Genomic DNA, 22,355 nt, shown 5'->3' on the forward strand with positions numbered 1-22,355 from the left:
ATTATCACCTGCTTTCCTTTAATTAGTATAAGAATATTCATCTATCTTGGTTTTATTTGCAGTAATTGTAAGTAAAAAGTCACTTCTATTACCAAATACACTTCGAATCATATCATTTCTAAACTTTTCCGGTTCTTCAAGCTGATCCATTGTTCTGGCATTTGTAATGTAATATCTGGATGCATTATATTTATTCTTATATATATCATTGGTTTCTTTGTTTGGTTTAAGATTAGCATTTTCTTTTGTGTGTTCTATATAATTAATAATTATTCCATGATGCTGCAGTTTTAAAACATTTGTATTCAACATCTTTTTAGCATCATCTTTACTGACATACGAAACTATTCTATTAATTATTTTGTTATAAACATCTCCGGTAAATAAATATTTTCTTGTTCCACATTCCAAACGACACATAATCGAACGATTATTTTCGTACTGATTAGGTTGTTTTTTTGCAACATCTGCATCACTAGCCAAGCGAAACGGTCTGTAAATATACAATGTTGCATCCCCTATTTTTTTCTTTACCGTTTTTGTTTCAGTCTTTGCATCCTTCGCATTCAATGTATATATGTACTCTAAGTTTTTAAAATTAGTTTTTGCTTTATTTAAGTTATTGATTTTGGTTATTAAGCTTTTATAGCCACTCTTATTACAGCCTTTGTTAGCAGTTATGTCATCGTGATTTTTCTGTCTTATAAATGTCTGTATCTCTATATTGGGATTGGCTATAATTGAATTTAATCCGTTATAATGATCATTATGATGATGTGTTAATATCATGTATTTAATCTTTAATTTACTTAAGCCTCTTTTTTTCCTTAGACTCTCTAAATATTTTTCACACTTGGAATCAACACCTGCATCTATCAAGGCATATTCACCATTATTCTCAATTAAAATTGCATCTCCTCTTGCAATTTTCTTTTCATTATCTTCTATAATCTCTTGACCACCATTTGCAATAAAATGAACCCTTGTGGTATATTTAGTAGCCTGCGTTGCAATTTTGCCATTATCACTAGTTCTTATAATTTCTGTTTCGCAAGGCGATTCCTCATCTTCCGACATTTCATTAATTTTTTCTATTTCCTGCTCACTATAATCTCCTTCTCTGTCCTGTACTATACTAGCTTTTGTATCCTCCTGATATTCCTGTACTGCCTCTACATTAACATTACCACTTATCATGCACATAGCCATTACCGATATTACAGTTCTTTTTAGTATCTTTTTCATATTATCACCTGCTTTCTAACACCATTCAGAATCAACTGTGTCATATGTCATATAATCGCTCCAATTTGTATATATTTTCTTATTTTTCTTATACTTAAAAGCTCTTACTTTTGTTTTTATGATATATTCTTCGTATTCAGAAAAGAAATATATTTTTCCAAATTTGTTGATAGTAAAATTATATTGAAGCTCTTTCAATTGCTTTGTCATTTTTCTTTCAATTTTATTATCAAACTCATTAGATTTAACTGTTCCCTTTACGGTTCTTTTATCTTTTGGGCATGACATGTCTTTTATTATTACTTTAACTTCATATCCTTTAGCTGCCTTGATTTTATACCATTTATAACAGCTATAAACATATGGTTTTATCTGGGTAAAACTCTTTTTATGCTTAATTGAAACGTTGGATTGAATTGCATGAATCTCTAGTTTTACTTTTTGCTTAATAACAATCTTTTTTAACCCTGTATTTTCAATTCCATGGCGGTCAACTTTTTTAACATTATCCATTTTCAAATTTTTTAGTTTTTTACAATATGTAATTGCTTTATATCCTATATATTTTACTTCAGACAAATCCAGACTTGTTAGTGTTGAGCAATTATAAATAGCATCTGATTCAATACTTTCAACACCATTAGGCACAACAAAGCTGTTTGTTTTTTCACTTGGAAGATAATATAGTTTTTTTCCGTCTTTTGAATAAAGTACCCCATCAATTGCCTTATACTTAGGATTATCCTGTGATACAACAAATGATTTTGTACAATTTACAGTTACCTGATTTAAGTTAGTCCTAATATCATAAACATAATCTTTATCAATATATATTTGATCATATAATGTATCATCTTTTATGTTTTCGATATTAGTCAATTCTTTAACTCTTTTCACCCCTTTTCCTTTAACTTCCGTAAATGGTGCAATTATAATACTTAGTGTACAGATTATCATTGCTAAAACATTAATAGTTGCTAATAGTTTTGCTGATTTCTTATTCTTCATGACAATACCTCCTTTTGTTTATACTTTTTAAACGTAGATAACGACCAAAATATTGCAGCGAAAATTTTTTTGCAAAAATTTTTTTTGAGTTTTTTTAGCAAAGGTTTAGTAAATTTTTTAGTAAAATTTTAAATTTGCTATAATTGGTTAAAAATCTTACGTTACAAAAAAAACCACAATCTCTTTATAAAGGGACTGTGGTTAGGTTAATTTAGTATTACATATACTTTTTAATTATAAAATTCAAGCCTTTCACATCCCATTTTCTATTTCTCCGTTCACTTTTAATGTACTTAAATATTACCATTTTTTTCCATATATGTATACCATTTTTTATTATTTTCTTTTGTTCCAATAAGTCTCCACAATAAAAGACTGCCGCTAAGCGACAGCCTCCTTATTTTTTTATTCTATTAAATCCTGTCCACGCATTCCAATTTTAGGTCCGCCTGTTCTGTTAATATATTCCTCTGTTACTGTAACTGTTCCAATGTGTGGATCCTTTGGAATTTCGTACATTATATCCAACATAAATTCTTCAATAATAGATCTTAATGCTCTTGCACCTGTGTCTTTTTCAATTGCCTTTTTCGCAATTGTTTTAAGTGCTCCTTCTGTAAATTCAAGTTTTACTTCATCAAGTTCAAGGAGTTTTTGATACTGTTTAATAATGGCATTCTTTGGCTCTGTAAGAATCTTTACAAGCATTTCCTCGCTTAATCCATCTAAAGTAAATACAATCGGAAGTCTTCCAAGAAATTCCGGTATCATACCAAATTTTCTTAAATCTTCTCCTGTTACTTTTTTCATTACAGACTTATCATTGTCGTATTTGTCGCTTAAGTCGCCTAAGAAACCAATTGCTGACTGTTTGTTCAAACGTTCTTTAATAATACCCTCTAAATCAGGGAACGCGCCACCACATATAAACAGAATGTTTTTTGTATTAACTGTTGCAAGTGGCACCATTGCATTTTTGCTTGTTGCACCAACAGGTACTTCCACTTCGCTACCTTCTAAAAGTTTCAACATTCCCTGCTGAACAGACTCACCACTTACATCACGACTTCTGGCTGAATCTTTCTTGGCAATCTTATCAATTTCATCAATGAAGACAATACCTGTTTCTGCTCTTTCCACATCGTTATCTGCTGCTGCAAGAAGTTTTGATATAACGCTTTCTATATCATCGCCAATGTATCCGGCCTCTGTAAGAGATGTAGCATCTGTTATGGCTAGTGGCACATCCAATAATTTTGCTAAAGTTTTAACTAAATATGTTTTACCACAACCTGTAGGTCCAATCATTAACATATTAGATTTTTCAATTTCGATTTCGTCCATTGTGTTTGTTGCAACTCTCTTGTAGTGGTTGTATACTGCAACAGACATTACTTTCTTTGCATAGTCCTGACCAATTACATAATCATCCAATTTTTCTTTTATAATATGAGGTGCAGGAATTTTATTTATATCAAATATCGGTTTGCTTTCTTCGCTTTTTTTCTTTTTCTTTAACTTCTGTTTATTAGGAATTTCCCTTTTAAAATCCTCAGGGTTCATCATGTGTATGCCCGGCATATTTAAAAGATTCTTCAAATCTTCATCGCTAATTTTTACATTCATTCCCATTCCCATATTCTGAAAACTGTCAAAACTTTTCTGAAGGCAGTCTGCACATACACAAATGCCTCCCGGCATATCTATCATTTTACCTGCTTTGCTTTCAGGTCTTCTACATACATAACAAATTTTTTCATATTCATCTTCCTTGTTGTCTTCACTTTGAGAATTATTATCACTGCTCTGTTGTTCAGTTACTTTTTTATCAGCATCCTTATCCTGTGATTCATTAATTTCATTTTCATTTTTTTCAAGTTCTTTATCTAAATTCTTATCGCTCATATAAGTACCTCTCTTTTTGTCTTTTTCACCTATGGAGTTTATCACATTTTTTAATACAGAAAAAGACTAAGTTATTCATTTTTTCTGAACTAACTTAATCTTTTTCCACATATGATATATTTAAATAATGAATTCTATTACTAACTCTCACTCAAGATGCAAGTTTCAATTAAATTCTAATAAGAAATTGTAAATTTGTGATTTCTCATTGTAATTTACTGCTCTGCCTGAGTTTCTGAATTTGTTACATCGCTTCTCTTTCCAAGTGTTACTGTAACTTCTTTTTCCTTGTAAGTTCTTCCACTTGCGTAGGCAATAGTAACTTTAATCTTTTCTCCCGGCTGGTAGTATTGAATAATGCTCTGAAGTGATTCCATTGAATCTACTTCCTGACCATCAAATTTTCTAATAATGTCGCCAGACTGGATTCCTGCCTTGTCTGCAGGGCCGTTCTTTGTTGTTTCATATACATAAACACCTGTTGGCATCTGATATGCTTCTGAAATATCTGATGTTACATCATACTTACTTGTTATACCAAGATATCCCTGCTTGTCGGCAGCTAATTTCTGTCTTGTTGTCTTTGTTTCAAGATTGCTGATGATGCTCTTAACTGATGTAATAGGAATTGCAAATCCCATTCCTTCTACACTGGCACTTGTTGATGAACCACTTGATGAATATTTTGCAACGTTTATTCCAATAACTTCACCTTTTGAGTTTAATAATGCTCCACCACTGTTACCACCGTTAATAGCTGCATCTGTCTGTAAAAGCTTCATTGTTTTATTTTCAATATTTGCTTCTCTATCCTTAGCACTAACGATACCTGTTGTAACTGACTGGCCATATCCTAATGCATTACCAATGGCAACAACGCCTTCGCCAACGCTTACCTTGTCTGAATCTCCTAATGTTGCTTTCTTAATTGTATTTAAGGTAGCCTTTGGTATATCTTTTAACTTAACTGCTACTACTGCAACGTCCTTAGTTGAGTCTGTTCCTTTAATATAACCGTCAACTGCCTTGTCTGAACTCATGCCATCAAACTGAATTTTTAAGCTGTCAGCATCTTCGATTACATGGTTGTTAGTTACGATTAATAATTCGCTATCTGTCTGGTCAACAATAATTCCTGAACCTGCTGCCTGCTGTTCGTATGTGCTACCTTTGCTGTTTCCATCACCACCGCCAAAGTAATAATCATAAATTGAATCATAATTATTTGACTGCATAACTGTTGTACTTGTAATTGCAACAATTGATGGCATTGTGTTACTAACCACTTTTGATACATCTGTTACAACAACTGAACCTGACGTACTTGATGAATCTGAAGTATCAGTAGAATTAGTTGATCCTATATCAGCATACTTCTCAGCAGTTGTTTCCTTTGTTGATGAAATATTTGTTGTCCCTGAGTTTACGCCTAAAATAAAAGTAATTGCTGCAGTACATCCAACTATAATAACTACTGCTGCTACAGCTATTATTACTGCTATCATTCCTTTATTATTTTTTTTGTTGTTCTGTCCATTATTTTGGTTGCTGTCCTGGTTGTTATAATAATTATTGTTATCCTGATTCTGATAATAATTATTATTGTCACCGTTTTCATAATATCCGTTTGTATTCTGCTCTGACATGGTAACCAATCTCCTTTCACACTTTATTGTTTATCGTATATCTAGAAGTATAAAGTCGATATGTGATTATTTTGTGTTTTAAATGTTAAAATAAAACGTTTTAGTAAAAATCACTTTTCCCTTTGTCATCATAGTCAAAGCTACTTTCAGTTGTTTCAGGCTGCTTGCCATCTTTAGAAGTAGAAGTTCCATCTACTTTTTCTGTTGGATTAAATCCTGCGCTGTTTTCACTAATTCCTGTTTTTGAAGTTACTGCATAATCTACAGAATTAACATTCTCTGTAGGAACATAATTCTTTTCACCATAAAGATACTCATGCAATTTAGAAACATTATTGCTTAATCCACTTGCCACAACATAACTTGTGCGATCAAATGTTCCTGTCTGTAATGTTGATGGGAAACCTGTACTTCCTGACAACTTAAAATCAAAAATGATTGGTAACAAATTAACAATTTCATCAAATTTAAAACTTGTTGTAATAATCTGTCCCTTTGCATTTTTATCATTTAATACTGTTTCGACCATTCCCTGAAGTTCGCTTACGCCGGCTTTTTTAGCTTTTTCTACTAATTTTTCCATTACAGAACGCTGACGTGCTGCTCTTCCGAAATCGTCTGAAACAGGCTCGCCTGTCTTTGGATCGTAGAATGTTGCTTTTCGTATTCTACAATATGTTGTTGCCTGTATTCCATTTAACTTAATATTTTTTCCGCTATGTGCAACCTGTGGTGCATACTGACCTGTTGAGCTAATTGTACTCTTTAAATGGTGATTAAGCTGTGCAAGTTCATCGTCAGTTAAATTAACTGTTATACCACCTAATTTAGTAATGATGTCTGCAACGCCACCGAAATTAACTGTTACATAATCTTTCAAGTCCAAATCTAAATTCAGATTCAAAGTGTTAATGGCACCTTCCGGACCACCGTAAGAATATGCTGAATTAACTTTGAAGTATTGGTTAATTGTTCCTGTCTTGTCACAAATTCCAAGCATTGTGTCCCTGTAAACAGATACCATCTTAACTTCTTTTGTTGTGTTGTGAATACTAACAATTAAAATAGAATCACTGTTTGATGTGTCAACTTCACCTTCTCTTGAATCTACACCAAACAAAACAAAGTTTGTGTATTCCTGTGAATAGTTGTATTTTAATTTGTTAGTCTTTAAATTCTTGCTGTTAAAATTCTTATCTAATACGCTGTCTGCATACGCCTTGCTTCCCATCCAGGATATAAACTTCTTTCCTATAGAAGTTGTTGCTGCTGCTTTTACCAATTCTGTTTTAACACCTGGTACAAACATAACTACTGCAACTGAAATAAAAATTATTCCAAAAATCACTTCTAAGGTAGTCATTATTCTTCTGAATATCTTTAGTTTTTTTAATTGTTTACCTGGATTTTTAATAGTCTTATTAGAACTCACCGGCTTTCTCCTATCATATGTTTTTTATTTATTTATCATTATATCCATTTGGATTCTTTTTCTGCCAATTCCATGAATCTTCGCACATTTCCTTGATTCCGTTTTTAGCTTCCCAGCCAAGTTCTTCCTTAGCTAATGTTGCATCTGAATAACATTCAGCAATATCGCCTGCTCTTCTTGGTGCAATTACATACGGAATTTCTTTTCCTACAGCCTTACTTACATTGTTAATTACATCAAGTACGCTGTATCCTTTTCCTGTACCTAAGTTGTAAATCTTAAGACCAGGATTTTCTTCAATCTTCTTAATTGCCTTAACATGACCGTCTGCTAAATCTACAACATGGATGTAATCTCTTACGCCTGTGCCATCAGGTGTTGGATAATCATTTCCAAAAACATTAACCTGTGGCAACTGACCAATTGCAACCTTCATTACATAAGGCATTAAATTGTTTGGTATACCATTTGGATCTTCACCCATTAAGCCACTCTTATGTGCACCAATTGGATTAAAGTAACGAAGTAAAATAACATTCCATTCAGGATCTGCTTTCTGAATATCTGTTAAAATCTGCTCAAGCATTGACTTTGTCCAACCATAAGGATTTGTACACTGGCCCTTTGGACATTCTTCTGTAATAGGTACTTCTTCAGGATCACCGTAAACTGTTGCTGATGAGCTGAATATAATATTCTTAACACCATATTCTCTCATAACTTCACACATATTTATTGTTCCTGAAATATTATTCTTATAATATTCTAATGGCTTTTCTACAGACTCGCCTACTGCTTTTAAGCCTGCAAAATTGATTACTGCAAAAATTTTATTTTCTTCAAAGATTTCTCTCATCTTTGGCTGGTCTGCAACATCTGCCTCATAGAATTTTACATCTTTTCCTGTAATCTGTTTAACTCTATTAAGCGATTCCTTTGAAGAATTGCTTAAATTGTCCACAACCACTACATCATAACCTGCATTTAATAATTCAACACAAGTATGACTTCCAATATAACCTGCACCACCTGCTACTAAAATTGTACTCATACAACCTTTCCTCCTGTTTACTCTTTACCGGTTGCTGTAACATCTTTTTCTTTAATTTCAACCGGTACCTTTACCTCTTCAGTTACAATTACTTTGTCAGGTAAAGTTAGCTGAACTACAACATTATGTTTTCCTGTTGCTAACTTTTCTACATTGATAGTTGCCGTAATATCACTTGTTTTTAGTTTAGATATTGCATCACTATCACCCTGCACTGTGAACTTAACACTATCTAATACTTTAGCGTTAGTATTATCTTCATTTATAATTTTAATATTTGAAGATTTTATAGTAATTTTCTTAGTTGCTAATTTACTTATTTCTATTTCAACTGTAACGTTAGAACCACCTGAAATAGTTATTCCCTCAGGAATGTATTTTGTTAAATCAATAGTTTTTGAATAATTTTCAGTTTCTTTTGATATATCAATATCATCACTTAATGTTATCTTATCAATTGTAGCTAACACATCACTGCTACCAACTAACTTAACTTTGTTTGTTGAAAGCAAGGTGCTCTTTACTTCATAGCCTTCAGGTGGATTGCCAATTTTTCCAAGTTCAACAGGTACTTCTTTTTCCTGGGCAATATCTACTGTTACCTGAACTTTTTTGCTGGACATTGTTACATGACCTGTTTTGATAACATTACCATCATTATCATACATAACCAATGGGCATTTCTTTGTAAAGGTTGTACTATTGCCTTCTAGTTCACATTCAGCCACTACCTTTGAAATATTCTTCAATATTGAAGTAGGTGCCTTAATAGAAATAGTATTCTTTGAAAGGGTATAACCATTTGCTACATAGCCTGAAGCAGCACTTCCGCTATACTCAACATGAACATCAAAATTCTGCTTTTCCATCTGTTCAACATTAATCATCAAAGTTTGCATAGACTGTTTCTCAATGGTCACTTTTCTGGCAATTGAGCCCTGCTTAGCTGATACTTCAATTGGAACTGAATTAACTTTTGATAGTTCCTTTAAAGAAGCAATAGCCTTAAAATCATCTGCTGATAAATTTCCAACAACAGATCTTTTGCCTGAAATAGTTATGTTTACATATTTATCGTTTTTAACTTCATATACCATGTCCAAATCACTAATAGCCTCTTCATGTGTCACCGTTACCGGTACGCCATATATAACTACAGTTTTTTCAGGATCAGTTATATTTATTACAGTAAGCCAAATTAATGTGGCAATAATCACCGCAACAATTTTAACGCCTACATTATGTGTTAATGATTCTTTAATCTTCATCATCATTTTTTTCATTGCGGTCCCTTCCTTTCCAAAATTTCTTCTTATCTTTTGTTTCAACTTTGTCCTGGGCCTTTATTAATTCATTTTTCAATACTGCGGTGTCTGCATATCTTATAAGCTTGCCATCTCTTGCAATAGAAATACTACCATTTTCTTCAGACACAATAATAACAACACAGTCACTAACTTCGCTTAAGCCTAGTCCTGCTCTATGTCTTGTACCTAAATCCTTGCTTAAGGATATGCTGTCTGATAATGGCAAATAACATGTTGCCGCTGTAATTCTGTCTCCTTCAATAACAACTGCACCATCGTGTAATGGTGTGTTCTTCTCAAAAATATTTACAATCAACTGGCTTGTAATTCTTGCGTCCAGTCTGATTCCTGTTTCAATATACTGGCTTAAGTCGTGATCTCTTGAAATTACCATCAACGCTCCAGTTTTTACCTTTGCCATTTCGAGAGTCGCTCTTGTAATTTCTTCGATTGTCTTGTCACTAAATCTCTCATTTTCTAAATTATTTCCTAATTTGAACAATTTGAAGAATACATTTTTCTTTCCTAATTCTTCCAGTGCTCTACGAAGTTCAGGCTGGAAAATTATTACAATTGCTATTATTCCTGCACTTAATGTTTTATTTATAATCCATTGAAGAGTTGTGAGGTGGAAAATAGTTGTTATTACCATAAAAATAACAATCATAAAAATTCCCTTTAGTAAAGTCCAGGCTCTACTTTTTCTAAACCATAAGATTACATAATAGCAAAGTACGGAAATAATGACAATTTCAAAAATATCACTTGGATATATCTCCGGAATTGTAAGATATTTTTCAAAAAAATTATGTATATAATCTAATGCTGTTCCCACTGTTCTCTCCTTTCTTCTTATTCAAAACCAATAAATATCTATATTATTACTTAATTATACTTTTCCACCAACATATTTATTTCACATAAATATATTTATTTTATGAAATATAAGTAAACTTTTTTGCTGTCCCATAAAAAGTATTAAATTAAGCTCTCTTGTTTCCTTTTCCTTTTTTTCTTCTTTGAGCATTGATTCTCTTTACATTCATCTCAGGTGCTGCCACATTCATCTTTGGTACAGCCTTAACGTAATAGTAATACTCATCATCTTCAAACTGTGTATGCTCAGTTCTTGAATAGTCCACTGAAAATACAAAGAACTGCACTACAAAGGCAATCACCAATGAAATAAGTGTTCCGATGACCGTCCATGCAACTGAATTGTCATTTTTTAAGACTAAATTGCCAACTAAAATAACAACAAATTCAAGCACACTTCCCGTAATTATGGCAATTGTCCACGCATTGTCAATTGATAATCTTTTAATTGAATAAACTACCAACGTTGTAATTGTAAAGGCTATAATTGCCAAAATCATTTCAGTGTTACTGTTAATCATATTAATAATTGAATTAATGTTTGCAGTGCTTATTGCTCCGCTTGAGCTTCCTGTTAAAGCAGAAAGATTCTCACTAATTATATAAATTATATAGTAGATAATTGTTCCAAATATAACCGAAACAACTGCTGCCGGAGTACAAACCAAACCGGCAATAATAGGTACTATATAAGGGATTTTTAAGAAAAATGCCAAAGGCACAAATACTAAAAGCATCCCCTGTTTTGGTGAAAATCTGAAAAATAACAAAAACATAATCATCATTATGATTGCAACCATACCACCAAGTTCCACAGATACTGCAAATATATTCATAACTATATCCACAGCCAAAACTAAAGTAATGGCTCCCCAAGGAAGAAATGCGCATATAACAGCTACGCCAAGCACTACAATCCATGAGGATAACAAATCCATATAACCTACGTTTGCCTTTATAAGTAGTAATGAAATCAATCCGGCAAGGAATCTTATAATTGGTCTAACTACAAATTCATAACTACCATAAAAATTTTTAATCTTCTCTTTTAACTCAATAAGGGATGTCATTATTCTTCCCTGCCTCCTTCTTCTAATTCATTAATAATCGCGTCATATTCTAACTCTTGTATTCTATGGAGTGTTTTCAAATCTCCGTTGTATTCTTTAAGGTTCTTTCTTGTTTTCCTAAACTTATGTGAAAAAAATGCATAACTAAACATCATGTACACCACAGTTGCTGCAATGTAAATAATTACTAAAACAGTAACCAATGCTACTATTTTTCCTGTAGTTGTCAGCGTGGATATCATTCTGTCTGAGCTGTACATAATCCATAATGCTAAGCAAAGCAAGTAAGCAAATGTTATACAAAAAAATGAACTTACCATTTTTAATAACATATAATCACTTTTAAAATACTTGCTTGATTTTATTTCTTTTTTCCCATTTTTCTGTTCGTATAGTGACAATTTTGTCATTAAAGTAATTTTTTCGTTATTTAACATATACCTTATACCTCAGCATTTTTTCAAATGGGCACAAAAACCCATAGTTATCTTCTATTTTAGCATAAGCCTCTTTTTAGTGCAACAAATAAGCGTATCAAAAGATCAATCTCCATTACTAACTTAATAACAGTTACCTTTTAGTACGCTTATTTTTCTTAATTTCATATTTCTTTTTTAATTTTATATTTCGCCTATTTTTTCATAACCATTTTCATCTAACTTAACAATGATGATACCACAGTTTTTCTGCAGACCGCCACTCCAATATTCCTTAATAGGATGATTTACAACATGACACATTATTCCTTTATTCATTGCGCCATGCCCTGCAATAAGAACATTGCTTAACTTATCTTTCTGTGGCTCAATAATTTCTTCCATAAACTCTTTGGTTCTCTTGCACACATCATGTAGCGACTCTCCACCTTCCGGTGGCTGATAATTGCCCGGGTCCTCGAAAAATTTGTATATTGGACTGTTCTTATCTTTCTTTAACTCCAAGGAACATTTTCCTTCATTAATTCCAAAGTTCACTTCTCTTAATCTGTCGTCCTTAATAATCGGTATATCCCTATCACCTCTTAGTATACAGGCTGTTTCGTAGGCTCTTTTCAATGGTGAACTGTACACAATGTCGAAGTCAACATCTGCTATTTGTTTTGCTCTCTCGTATGCAATCGCTCTACCGTCATCGCATAATTCAATATCTCTGCTTCCCTGAAGTAGTCTTGACTTGTTCCAAATTGTCTCGCCATGTCTTGCAATATAAATATTCATTTCTGTAATCTCTTTTCTGTTAATTTTGTCAATTATAATCCTAAATATTCTTTAGCACGAATATTAATTCATTTGTAATTTCGTATATTTGTCATTGTTAGTAATTTAACCAATTTTTATTGTATATTCTTTTTGGAATTTTTCTTTTGGTTCAACTAAATTAATGCCCGGTTTAGTGGCAAGTTCTTTATCAAAGCCATAATTATCACAACGACCTACCCATGGTTCTAAACATACAAAAGGTGCATCTTTAACTGACCAGATTCCGTAATTTGGAAAATCTTTTGCCAACATTCCAACACGTTTTCTGCCGTCTTTGTAGCACAACCAAACTTCTTCTATCTGTGTATTATCAAAAACTAATGCATCATTTTCAAACATTTCGTCATTTAATGGGCATGTTTCGTCTTCAAGTTCAAGCTGATAAACTTTGTCAGGCAAAGCTGTTCCTGTTTCCTTATCTAAAAGAATATAGTCAAGCTGCTTTTTGCCCGGGAATTTCAAAACATAATCTGTTTTCACATCTCCTTCTTTAAACATAAATGCCGGATGTCCTCCAATTGTGAAAGGTATTGTCACACTGTCAGTATTTTCCACTTTCCAGTTTACATGTATGTCTTTATCCTTAATTTCATAAGAAATAGTCAATATAAAATCAAAAGGATAAGCCTTCTTTGTTTCCTCTGTAGCTTCTAACTTAAATACACCTTTATTTTCACTGCTTTCAACGCTCTTAAAAACATTATCTCTTGCAAAACCATGTTGAGAGGTTTCGTAAATCTTTCCATTAATCAGGACCTTGTTTCGAAAATTCTTTCCTACATTTGGGAATAAAATTGGAGAATGTCTCTTCCAAAATTTAGGATTTCCATCCCACAATATTTCTGTTTTATTTTCCTTATCATAAATTCTTGTTATTTCTGCCCCAAGTTCATTTACTTCAACTAATATTAAATCATTTTCAATTATCATAAAAATATCCTTACCCTTTCTTCGATGTTTAACTCATCTAACTTTTCATGCCATTACTTTTGCACAATTCCATTACTCATATACAACAATGTATAGCATAAAACCGCTTTTCTCTATTATTAGTCTACATAATTTTTCCCATATATACAATAGTGGTGATGTTATTTCCTAACACCACCACTACTTATTACTTAATATAATTTTAATTGCTAATTTATTCTACTTTCCCACCTTCAACAACAAGGTCGTCAGGATTTACCTGATCACCATATACAGGTTCAAGTGTTTCCTTGTAATCCTTGTGGAAGAATTTTTCTTTTGCTAATGCCTTTGTTTCATCGTTAAGCCATTTTAATAATGAGCTGTTACCCTTTGATACAGCAGGTGCAATTGTCTGAGTTTCTCCAATTGACTGAACTCCTACAGAGAAGCCTTTGTTCTTAAGAGCCCAAGCTAACACTTCTGTGTTATCTGTTGACATTGCATCTCCTCTGCCGTCTAATAAAGCATTGTAGGTCTCTGTATACTGGTCAAATTTTACTAACTGTACATCAGGGTAATTCTTTTCGAAGTAAGCTTCTGCTGTTGTTCCCTTTGCGACAATAAGTTTCTTGCCTTTTAAATCATCAACTGACTTAATAAGTGCCTTGTCTGGCGATACAACACCTAATGCAACTTTCATGTATGGAAGTGCGAAATCAACTGACTCTGCACGTTCATCTGTTACTGTAAAGTTTGCAAGTATAATATCAACCTTACCTGTCTTTAAATATTCAACTCTGTTAGCTGCTTCTGTTGAAACAAATTCTAACTTAACGCCTAAGTCTTTTGCTATTCTTTTTGCAAAGTAAATATCGTATCCCTGATACTCACCTTTTTCATCTACGTAACCGAATGGGTTCTTGTCGCTGAATACACCAATTTTGATTGTTCCACTTTTCTTGATTTCATCGACTGTACGGTAAACCTTACCATTGTCTGTTTTTGCATCATTTTTAGAACCACATGCTGTTAATCCTGTCACAACTAAAACTGCTGCTAGTGCTAATGCTAAAATTTTCTTCTTCATAATTCTCTCTCCTTTTTGTTATTAATTTTTTATTTTATAAAAAACTGTATCTATATCCACGTACCAATTGCCTAATTATAAGAAAGTGCTTGGAGCCCGTCGGTTCATCAAGGCAGCGTAGTCGGCTTGATAGAACCGCTACGAGGCGGAAGCAGCGGGAGCGTGCTTTCGATAATTATGCAATTGGTACGTGAAAGATGGTTACAATTTATTTATTCAAAAACAAATGTGTTTAGGAATTTTCCTGCACGTTCTGTTTTCGGATTACTGAAGAACTCTTTTGGTTCCCCTGTTTCTACAATGTTTCCTCCATCTAAGAAAACAATCTTATCTGCTACAGCTTTTGCAAATTCCATTTCGTGAGTAACGATTAACATTGTTGAACCCTGTTTTGCAAGTTCTAACATAACGTCTAATACTTCTCTAACCATTTCAGGATCTAATGCTGCTGTAACTTCATCAAATAAAATTATTTCAGGATGCATTATTAAAGCTCTTACAATGGCTACTCTTTGCTTTTGTCCACCTGACAACTGTCTTGGATATGAATCTTTCTTATTTAAAAGTCCAACTCGATCAAGCAACTGTTCAGCTTCTTTGATTGCTTCCTGCTTATTTCTTTTTTGTGCTTTCACAGGTCCTAATATTACATTATCAAGAACTGTCATGTGTGGAAATAAGTCATAGCTTTGAAATACCATACCAATTTTCTGTCTGACCTCTCTCCAGTTTGCTTTTTTACCTGTGATTTCTTTACCGTCTAATAAAATCTTTCCTGACTGAATTTCTTCAAGACCATTGATACATCTGAGAAGTGTACTTTTTCCACATCCTGATGGTCCTATTAAAACAATAACGTCTCCTTTATATACATCCAGTGATACTTTATCTAACACCGGGCCATTACCATAATCTTTTACTAAATCCTGTATTTCTAACAGTTTCTCTTTTTCACTCAAATCTTTTCACCTTAATCCTTCCATTTTTTCTCAAGTCTGCCTGCCAACAATGAAATAGGCCAGCAAACAATAAAATATAGAAAAAATATTGTTCCATAAATCCACAAAGCTGCATCCGGTGCTGAGTATCTGTTTGCCTCAATAATCTGCTGTGCAACCTTCATTACTTCTACAACGCCAATTAAAACAATTAAAGAAGTTGTTTTAATCATTCTTGTTGTAAGGTTAATTGCTAATGGAATTAAACGTCTCAATGTCTGTGGAATAATAATATATCTGTAAATCTGTATTTTGTTTAATCCAATAGCCTCACCACTTTCATACTGATGCTTTGGAATTGATATTAATGCACCTCTTACTAAATCTCCCATTTCAGCAGTTCCCCAAATTGTAAATACAATTATTGAAGATGCTTCCCCTGATAAATTTATTCCGAAAGATTTTGTTAAACCGAAATAAACTAAAAACAGTAAAACAAGCTGTGGCATAATTCTTACAAATTCCAAATAAATTTTTGTTAAGGCTTTTGTAACCGGGTTCTTAATTGTCATCACCATTCCAAGAAGTACACCTAATATAATTGAAAGTACAACTGAAATTAATGAAATTCTAACTGTAACCCAAAGTCCTGAAAGAAGTCTTGCAAAATTGTCACCCATAAAGAGGACCCTAATTCCCAAATCCTGCATATCTTAATCTCCTTTCAAGTATTGTAGCAATAATTGATATAGGTAATAACAAAATTAAATATGCCACTACCAACATTAATAATGCTTCATCTGTTTTATAGTAAAGGGCTATAAGGTCTTTTGCCACATACATTAGATCTGCCAGTGCTACTGCACTAAACACTGATGTTTCCTTAATAAGAAAAATAATGTTTGCGCAAATTGCGGGTACCGACACTGACATTGCCTGTGGAATTATGATATTTTTCATAATCTGCGGCTGTGTAAGACCTATGCTTAACCCTAACTCTAACTGTGTCTTGTCAACTGATTCCAAACCACTTCTAAAACTTTCAGCCATGTAACTGCCACCTAAGAATCCAAGACCTACAATGGCACATGTTACTGAATCAAGTACAATGCCTGCCTTTGGCAAGCCAAAGTATAATAAAAATAACTGTACAATAAGTGGTGTATTTCTTGATAGCTCTATATAAATAGAAACTATTCTTTTTAATACAGGAACTTTATAATATTGTATATTTGCACAAATAAGTCCTACTACTACGGAAATTATAATTCCCACAACAGCTATGCCTAAAGTTAATTTAGCTGCTTCAACATACATAGGTATATATTCTTGTATAAATTCAATATCCACTGTTAAACTTCCTTTCACTTTATTGTTTTTATTGCATATCTGAATAGTATGATTTATCTGCATAAAAATTGGGAAGTTTAATTATAACTTCCCAAGATTGTAATCATATTTATTTGACAAATTAGTTTCTAATTTCTGACAAGTACAAATAAGGTATGACATAATCCTGGTGACAACACATCATACAACAACAGCAACTATTATTAATTAATGTATTCACTGTACTCATCAAAATTTCCTCCTAACTAACTTACTTCCAAAATTAATGTAGATTATAAAGAAATTCTCTTTTAAAATTTATATTCTGCATTGTGGATTACCTTAGCAGATGCATCACCTACTTTGACCAACCACTATATTTTATATAAATATCAATAAAAAATCAATTCCTTTATTTCCTACCAACTATATAGGATTATAATATCATAGTTCTACATTGTCAAGAAAATATTTAAAAAATTGGTGTAATCTCCTGAACTTTTATTCAAATATTTTTTTTGCGACTTTTACTTATATTCAATTTGAAAATAATCCAAATAAACTTTGTATCTATCCTGTGCTGTTAAACACGTGTCCGTTAAATAGCCTTTTTCATTGTTCCATTCTTTTAATCCACGATAGTAAAACATTTTCAAATCATCTTCTATGATGAAAGGCACAATATTATTTTTTAGACACTCTTTAAAAATAATCAATCTTCCAACACGACCATTTCCATCTTGAAAGGGATGTATTCTTTCGAACTTAACGTGAAAATCCAAAATATTTTCAAGAGACACTTTATCTATTCTATTGTATTCAAATAGCAACTTAGCCATTTCTTCCTGTACATTCTCCGGCAACGTTGTAGGTGTGTCACCCACCATGTTTCTTTGAGATTTGTATTCACCTACATTAAACCATTCCAATCTGCTATCGGAAGTTCCTGATTTTAATATTTTGTGTGCATTTTTTATCCATCTTTCATCTAATGTATCAAGTGCCGAGTCAATTAAAAAATCAAAGCATTGAAAATGATTAACTGCTTCTAATATATCATCAACATTTGCCGGTTCCTGCTCAACTCCAACTGTATTTGTTTCATATATATATCTGGTTTGTTCTTCTGTAAGCCTGCTTCCTTCTATGTGATTAGAATTATAAGCTAATTTGATTTGTGTCTGATGATAAATTCCACCCTTTAACTTTATCGCCTTTTCTTCTTTTAATTTTGCCAATAGAATATTTTCATCACATACTCTTTCTATTTCTATTAGTTCCCCTGGCTGACAATTTAAATAATTACAAATTAGTATAAGAGTGTTCATTGAAATAGGTTCATTTTTTGACAACTTTGCTAATGTTGCAGATGATAAATCTATCGCTTCCTTCAAAGCTGTCTTTGAAATATTTCTTTCTTTAAGCATATTAAAGAGTTTTTTATAAGATATTTTCATTATCATCACCTACCTTTATTTTATTATAGCATAAAACTTCACAAGCATAAACTTTATTTGATTTAATGTTTATATTTGTGAAGTTTTTTCCTTATATCCTATATATGTTTTTCTACTTGTATTTTATCTTTTATTTATTTTTATCCTGCTCCAATGAGTTAATTGCCACAGCTCCGTCTGCTACAGCAGTTACTACCTGTCGCAAGCTTTTTGTTCTAATATCCCCTGCTGCGTATATTCCGTCTATATTAGTTCTGCAATCTTCTCCTGCTATAACGTAGCCATTTTCGTTTGTTGCCACAACACCTTTTGCAAAATCACACTGGGGTTCCATACCAACAGCAATGAATATTCCTGAAATTTCTAATTCCATAGTTTCATTTGTCTTGTTAAATAAAGTAATTTTTTCTACCTTGTTGTTACCTGCAATTTCCCTTACCTGATATTCAGGCATAAACTGAATTTTTTCATTTTTTAAAACTTTATCCTGTAAGATTTTTGCTCCTCTTAATTCATTTCTTCGATGAATGAGATAAACTTTTTTGCAAATGTTTGCAAGATATAAAGCATCTTCAAGGGCAACGTCGCCGCCACCAACAACTGCTACTGTTTTATTTCTAAAGAAGGCTCCATCACATGTGGCACAATATGAAACGCCTGCTCCTGTTAATTCTTTTTCGCCTTTTACACCAAGCACTTTGTGTTTTGCACCTGTTGCAATTATTATGGCTTTTGTATTTATAACGTCACCATTTACCAATGTTATTTCTTTTATCTCGCCCTTATCTTCTATAGATGTAACCTGTCCCTCTACAAATGGCACCTTTAATTCATCTGCATGTTGTCTGAACTTAACGGACAAATCATAACCGTTTTCACCATACAAACCTAAATAATTATCAATTCTGTCTGTCGTAACAATCTGACCGCCACTAAACATTTCTTTTTCTATAACTACCTGGTCTATCATTGCCCTGCTGGCATATACTGCCGCTGAAAGTCCTGCGGGACCACTTCCAATAGTAACTAAATCTTTTATATTTTCCATATTACACCGCCTTATATTTTCTAATAATTTCTGCTGTTTTTTCCAAATCTTCCTTAGTATGTGCCGCCGAAATAAACATTGCCTCAAACTGTGATGGTGCTCATTACCGCCTCAGTTCCTGAGCTTACCATTCTTGTCATTTTCATTGATGGCATCAACTCTCTAATAAGTTTTGCTATTTCATATTCTTTTATCTACTGCCGTTCTTTAATCACAATTCTTTCATTACAATTTTTCATTACCTTGCTTTTTTATTTACATACTTTGCCTTGTATTTTGAATAAACAATTGTCTGATCTTTGTATAAACTGTAATATCCTGATAACGAGTAACTAACAGCAATGGCTATCAGATAATATGATACTCCGGAAAATCCAAACAATTCAAAGGCTATTAACATAGATGTGATTGGACAGTTTGTAACACCACAAAAAACAGCTACCATTCCTGAAGCTGTAGCAAGTGACGGTGGAAATCCTAAAATCTGTCCTGCCAGACAGCCAAATGTTGCTCCTACGCAAAAAGCTGGTACAATTTCACCACCTCTGAATCCTGCACGCATTGTGATTGCCGTCAAAATAATTTTCCAGAAAAAATCTAATGGGCGTACTTTTCCATATTCAATAGCTCTCGCGATTAATTCACTTCCGGCTCCCATATAATCTTTCGTATTCAAAAGAATCGTAATTCCAATAACAATTAAACTTGCAACAAATACTCTTATATAAGGATTTTTCAAATATTTTGTATACATCCCTGCAGCAAATTTTAAAGCTACACAAAACAAAATGCTAATCAAACCACACCCAGCAGCTATTATTAACATTTTAATGCCACTTTCAACACTAAGTTCCGGAATATTTACAACATGAAAGGATTCCGGATGAATCCCTATACCCGCAGCAAATTCTGAAGCAATAATTGATGCAACAACACATGGAAGCAACGCAGCGTAATACATTACACCAACACTAACAACCTCCATTGCAAACACCGCAGCCGCCATCGGTGTACCGAAAACAGCCGAGAATGCCGCACTCATACCGCACATTACCATAACATGATGGTCAAACTCATCTAAATGCACAATTCTTCCCAACTGATTTCCAATGCTTCCGCCAAATTGGATTGCCGCTCCTTCTCTTCCTGCAGAACCACCGGTTAAATGAGTAAGCAATGTTGCCACAAATATCAAAGGAGCTGATCTAAGAGGCACATCATCTTTCGATCTAATCGTTGATAAAACCTGATTCGTTCCTCCATCGTACTTATCAATCTTCTGATACATAAAAACAATAACCAGTCCTGCTATAGGCAAGCATAAAAAAAGCCATGGATTTTCACCTCTTGTTTTTGTAACCAGCTTTATACAACCGGCAAAAAAACTACTTGCTCCACCAACTACAACTCCTACAATAATTGCCAAAACAATCCATTTAACAAAATTGTTAATATCTCTTTTAATTCTCCCTGAATAAAATCTGTATAAAACTCTATTTCGATTTATTCTGTTTGTATCTTTTTCCAATTTTTCTCATCCTTTTCGTTTTTCCATATATAAAAATGCTTTAGTGTTACTTAATATTAATTTTCTTTCCTATTATATATTATTTTATAAATTTTATATATTATTTTATATATTCTTTTCTATATTCTTTTTTATTTTCTTTTTATATTTGCTTTTCTATATTTGCTTTTTTACATTTGCTTTTTTATTTTAGCATATAGTTTATATTTTTCCCATAATTAAGAACATATATCATTATTTAGTCAAAATCAATCGGAAAATTTATTTTACACAAAACTTCATTATTGACTAAATACTATTCATTTATGTACCTATTAATATATCTGTATCACTCTTTTACTTTTAACTTTTATCATTTTAACATAAAAGAAAAACTGTAGACATTACCGGGTAACATCTACAGTTTCACATAACAAATGCCCAGTTCCGGAATCGAACCAGAGACACGAGGATTTTCAGTCCTCTGCTCTACCAACTGAGCTAACTGGGCATTGAGTTGCGGGAATAGGATTTGAACCTATGACCTCCGGGTTATGAGCCCGGCGAGCTTCCAGACTGCTCCACCCCGCGCTGTTATTCTATTGTATTTCTTTTATTGCTTTTTTGCAATACTGGGCAGAGAAGGATTCGAACCTTCGAAGGCGGTGCCAACAGATTTACAGTCTGCCCCCTTTGGCCACTCGGGAATCTGCCCATAATAACTTAGAAAGCGCTTTGCTTTTTTTAATGAACTTTACATGCTTGCTTGTATAAGTTTATTAAAAAAGGTAATGTCATTTGCAAAGCAAATGACAGTGAGCAAACACTGTTTGCGAACTGCCTTTCTAAGATTCCCTTTAAATCATCATTCATGACTTCTGAATCTTTGGCTTTTCTTAATGACTTTCTCTTTCCAAGAAAGCCGATGAACGGACTCGAACCGTTAACCTGCTGATTACAAATCAGCTGCTCTGCCAATTGAGCCACATCGGCGTATTTATTTTTTATCAACCTTTCTGCTCAATTGGCAGAGCCAAGCTTCCCTTGACCGCTCTCCTCTTATTGACAAAGTCAATAAGCCTGAATTGAGCCACATCGGCGTATTTATTTTCGATTGCGTGCCACTTGGAAACATGGTTTTCTTTTGGGATGCAATCATCTTCGGAAATGTATTCCACAAGGCATTTCTGCATTTAGTGGGACCTACAGGGCTCGAACCTGTGACCCCCTGCTTGTAAGGCAGATGCTCTCCCAGCTGAGCTAAGATCCCATTTCTTT

At 33.1% G+C, this 22,355-nt stretch carries 19 protein-coding genes, 5 tRNA genes and 1 pseudogene; all 25 read right to left on the reverse strand.

Translation table 11 applies throughout. From position 1 onward, the window contains the following. Window positions 1-18 precede the first annotated feature (18 nt). The 25 genes and pseudogenes from DW006_RS01375 to DW006_RS01495 all read right to left on the reverse strand — a co-directional run bounded on the left by DW006_RS01375 (window position 19) and on the right by DW006_RS01495 (window position 22,347). Window positions 19-1,245 carry an MBL fold metallo-hydrolase gene (locus tag DW006_RS01375; RefSeq protein ID WP_117998701.1) on the reverse strand — a complete coding sequence of 409 codons (1,227 nt, stop codon included), beginning with the start codon at window positions 1,243-1,245 and terminating at the stop codon, window positions 19-21. A 15-nt stretch (window positions 1,246-1,260) separates the two neighbouring features. After that, window positions 1,261-2,253: a leucine-rich repeat protein gene (locus tag DW006_RS01380; RefSeq protein WP_117998702.1), complete on the reverse strand. Its 993-nt coding sequence runs from the start codon at window positions 2,251-2,253 to the stop codon at window positions 1,261-1,263. A 405-nt stretch (window positions 2,254-2,658) separates the two neighbouring features. Beyond that, window positions 2,659-4,158 (reverse strand): ATP-dependent Clp protease ATP-binding subunit ClpX, encoded by a 1,500-nt coding sequence (clpX, locus tag DW006_RS01385; RefSeq protein ID WP_117998703.1) that lies wholly within the window; start codon window positions 4,156-4,158, stop codon window positions 2,659-2,661. A gap of 215 nt (window positions 4,159-4,373) precedes the next feature. After that, a complete protein-coding gene (locus tag DW006_RS01390) occupies window positions 4,374-5,804 on the reverse strand; it encodes a trypsin-like peptidase domain-containing protein (RefSeq protein WP_117998704.1) in 1,431 nt (476 codons plus the stop codon). Window positions 5,805-5,904: 100 nt separating this feature from the next. Continuing rightward, on the reverse strand, window positions 5,905-7,236 hold the full coding sequence (locus DW006_RS01395; RefSeq protein WP_117998705.1) for an LCP family protein: 1,332 nt from the start codon (window positions 7,234-7,236) through the stop codon (window positions 5,905-5,907). 28 nt (window positions 7,237-7,264) lie between these two features. Beyond that, window positions 7,265-8,287 carry a UDP-glucose 4-epimerase GalE gene (galE, locus tag DW006_RS01400; RefSeq protein WP_022164769.1) on the reverse strand — a complete coding sequence of 341 codons (1,023 nt, stop codon included), beginning with the start codon at window positions 8,285-8,287 and terminating at the stop codon, window positions 7,265-7,267. A gap of 17 nt (window positions 8,288-8,304) precedes the next feature. After that, on the reverse strand, window positions 8,305-9,570 hold the full coding sequence (locus DW006_RS01405; RefSeq protein WP_117998706.1) for a CdaR family protein: 1,266 nt from the start codon (window positions 9,568-9,570) through the stop codon (window positions 8,305-8,307). Then, window positions 9,545-10,429: a diadenylate cyclase CdaA gene (cdaA, locus tag DW006_RS01410; protein WP_243002552.1), complete on the reverse strand. Its 885-nt coding sequence runs from the start codon at window positions 10,427-10,429 to the stop codon at window positions 9,545-9,547. Before cdaA ends, DW006_RS01405 begins: the two co-directional genes overlap by 26 nt. A gap of 148 nt (window positions 10,430-10,577) precedes the next feature. Next, on the reverse strand, window positions 10,578-11,540 hold the full coding sequence (locus tag DW006_RS01415; RefSeq protein WP_117998707.1) for a hypothetical protein: 963 nt from the start codon (window positions 11,538-11,540) through the stop codon (window positions 10,578-10,580). Then, a complete protein-coding gene (locus tag DW006_RS01420; RefSeq protein WP_117998708.1) occupies window positions 11,540-11,977 on the reverse strand; it encodes a hypothetical protein in 438 nt (145 codons plus the stop codon). The genes DW006_RS01415 and DW006_RS01420 overlap by 1 nt, the downstream gene beginning before the upstream one ends. A 183-nt stretch (window positions 11,978-12,160) precedes the next feature. Then, window positions 12,161-12,757, reverse strand: coding sequence for a histidine phosphatase family protein (locus tag DW006_RS01425; protein ID WP_117998709.1), 597 nt, complete (start codon window positions 12,755-12,757; stop codon window positions 12,161-12,163). 105 nt (window positions 12,758-12,862) lie between these two features. Continuing rightward, window positions 12,863-13,729, reverse strand: coding sequence for an aldose 1-epimerase family protein (locus DW006_RS01430; protein ID WP_117998710.1), 867 nt, complete (start codon window positions 13,727-13,729; stop codon window positions 12,863-12,865). A gap of 214 nt (window positions 13,730-13,943) precedes the next feature. Then, on the reverse strand, window positions 13,944-14,798 hold the full coding sequence (locus DW006_RS01435; RefSeq protein ID WP_117998711.1) for a cysteine ABC transporter substrate-binding protein: 855 nt from the start codon (window positions 14,796-14,798) through the stop codon (window positions 13,944-13,946). 212 nt (window positions 14,799-15,010) lie between these two features. Next, the gene (locus DW006_RS01440; protein WP_117998712.1) at window positions 15,011-15,757 is read right to left on the reverse strand and encodes an amino acid ABC transporter ATP-binding protein; all 747 of its coding nucleotides are present in this window, start codon (window positions 15,755-15,757) and stop codon (window positions 15,011-15,013) included. An 11-nt stretch (window positions 15,758-15,768) separates the two neighbouring features. After that, window positions 15,769-16,446 (reverse strand): amino acid ABC transporter permease, encoded by a 678-nt coding sequence (locus DW006_RS01445; protein ID WP_117998713.1) that lies wholly within the window; start codon window positions 16,444-16,446, stop codon window positions 15,769-15,771. Further along, the gene (locus tag DW006_RS01450) at window positions 16,427-17,086 is read right to left on the reverse strand and encodes an amino acid ABC transporter permease (protein ID WP_022164761.1); all 660 of its coding nucleotides are present in this window, start codon (window positions 17,084-17,086) and stop codon (window positions 16,427-16,429) included. Before DW006_RS01450 ends, DW006_RS01445 begins: the two co-directional genes overlap by 20 nt. Before the next feature lie 506 nt (window positions 17,087-17,592). Beyond that, a complete protein-coding gene (locus DW006_RS01455) occupies window positions 17,593-18,339 on the reverse strand; it encodes a Fic family protein (RefSeq protein WP_347474992.1) in 747 nt (248 codons plus the stop codon). Further along, window positions 18,340-18,528: pseudogene (locus tag DW006_RS12405) on the reverse strand (helix-turn-helix transcriptional regulator); the annotation flags it as partial. Window positions 18,529-18,652: 124 nt separating this feature from the next. Beyond that, window positions 18,653-19,570, reverse strand: coding sequence for an FAD-dependent oxidoreductase (locus DW006_RS01460; RefSeq protein WP_117998715.1), 918 nt, complete (start codon window positions 19,568-19,570; stop codon window positions 18,653-18,655). Between the two features lie 238 nt (window positions 19,571-19,808). Next, entirely contained in the window at window positions 19,809-21,098 is a 1,290-nt protein-coding gene (locus DW006_RS01465; RefSeq protein ID WP_117998716.1) for a chloride channel protein, read from the reverse strand. Between the two features lie 417 nt (window positions 21,099-21,515). Continuing rightward, window positions 21,516-21,588 (reverse strand) — tRNA-Phe (locus DW006_RS01470). 6 nt (window positions 21,589-21,594) lie between these two features. Continuing rightward, window positions 21,595-21,668 (reverse strand) — tRNA-Met (locus DW006_RS01475). 42 nt (window positions 21,669-21,710) lie between these two features. Beyond that, window positions 21,711-21,792: transfer RNA gene (locus DW006_RS01480), tRNA-Tyr, on the reverse strand. Between the two features lie 205 nt (window positions 21,793-21,997). Further along, a tRNA-Thr gene (locus DW006_RS01485) sits at window positions 21,998-22,070 on the reverse strand. A 204-nt stretch (window positions 22,071-22,274) separates the two neighbouring features. Beyond that, a tRNA-Val gene (locus DW006_RS01495) sits at window positions 22,275-22,347 on the reverse strand. Window positions 22,348-22,355 lie beyond the last annotated feature (8 nt).

This window comes from Eubacterium sp. AF36-5BH (assembly GCF_003460505.1).
In the GTDB taxonomy this organism is placed as follows: domain Bacteria; phylum Bacillota; class Clostridia; order Lachnospirales; family Lachnospiraceae; genus Eubacterium_G.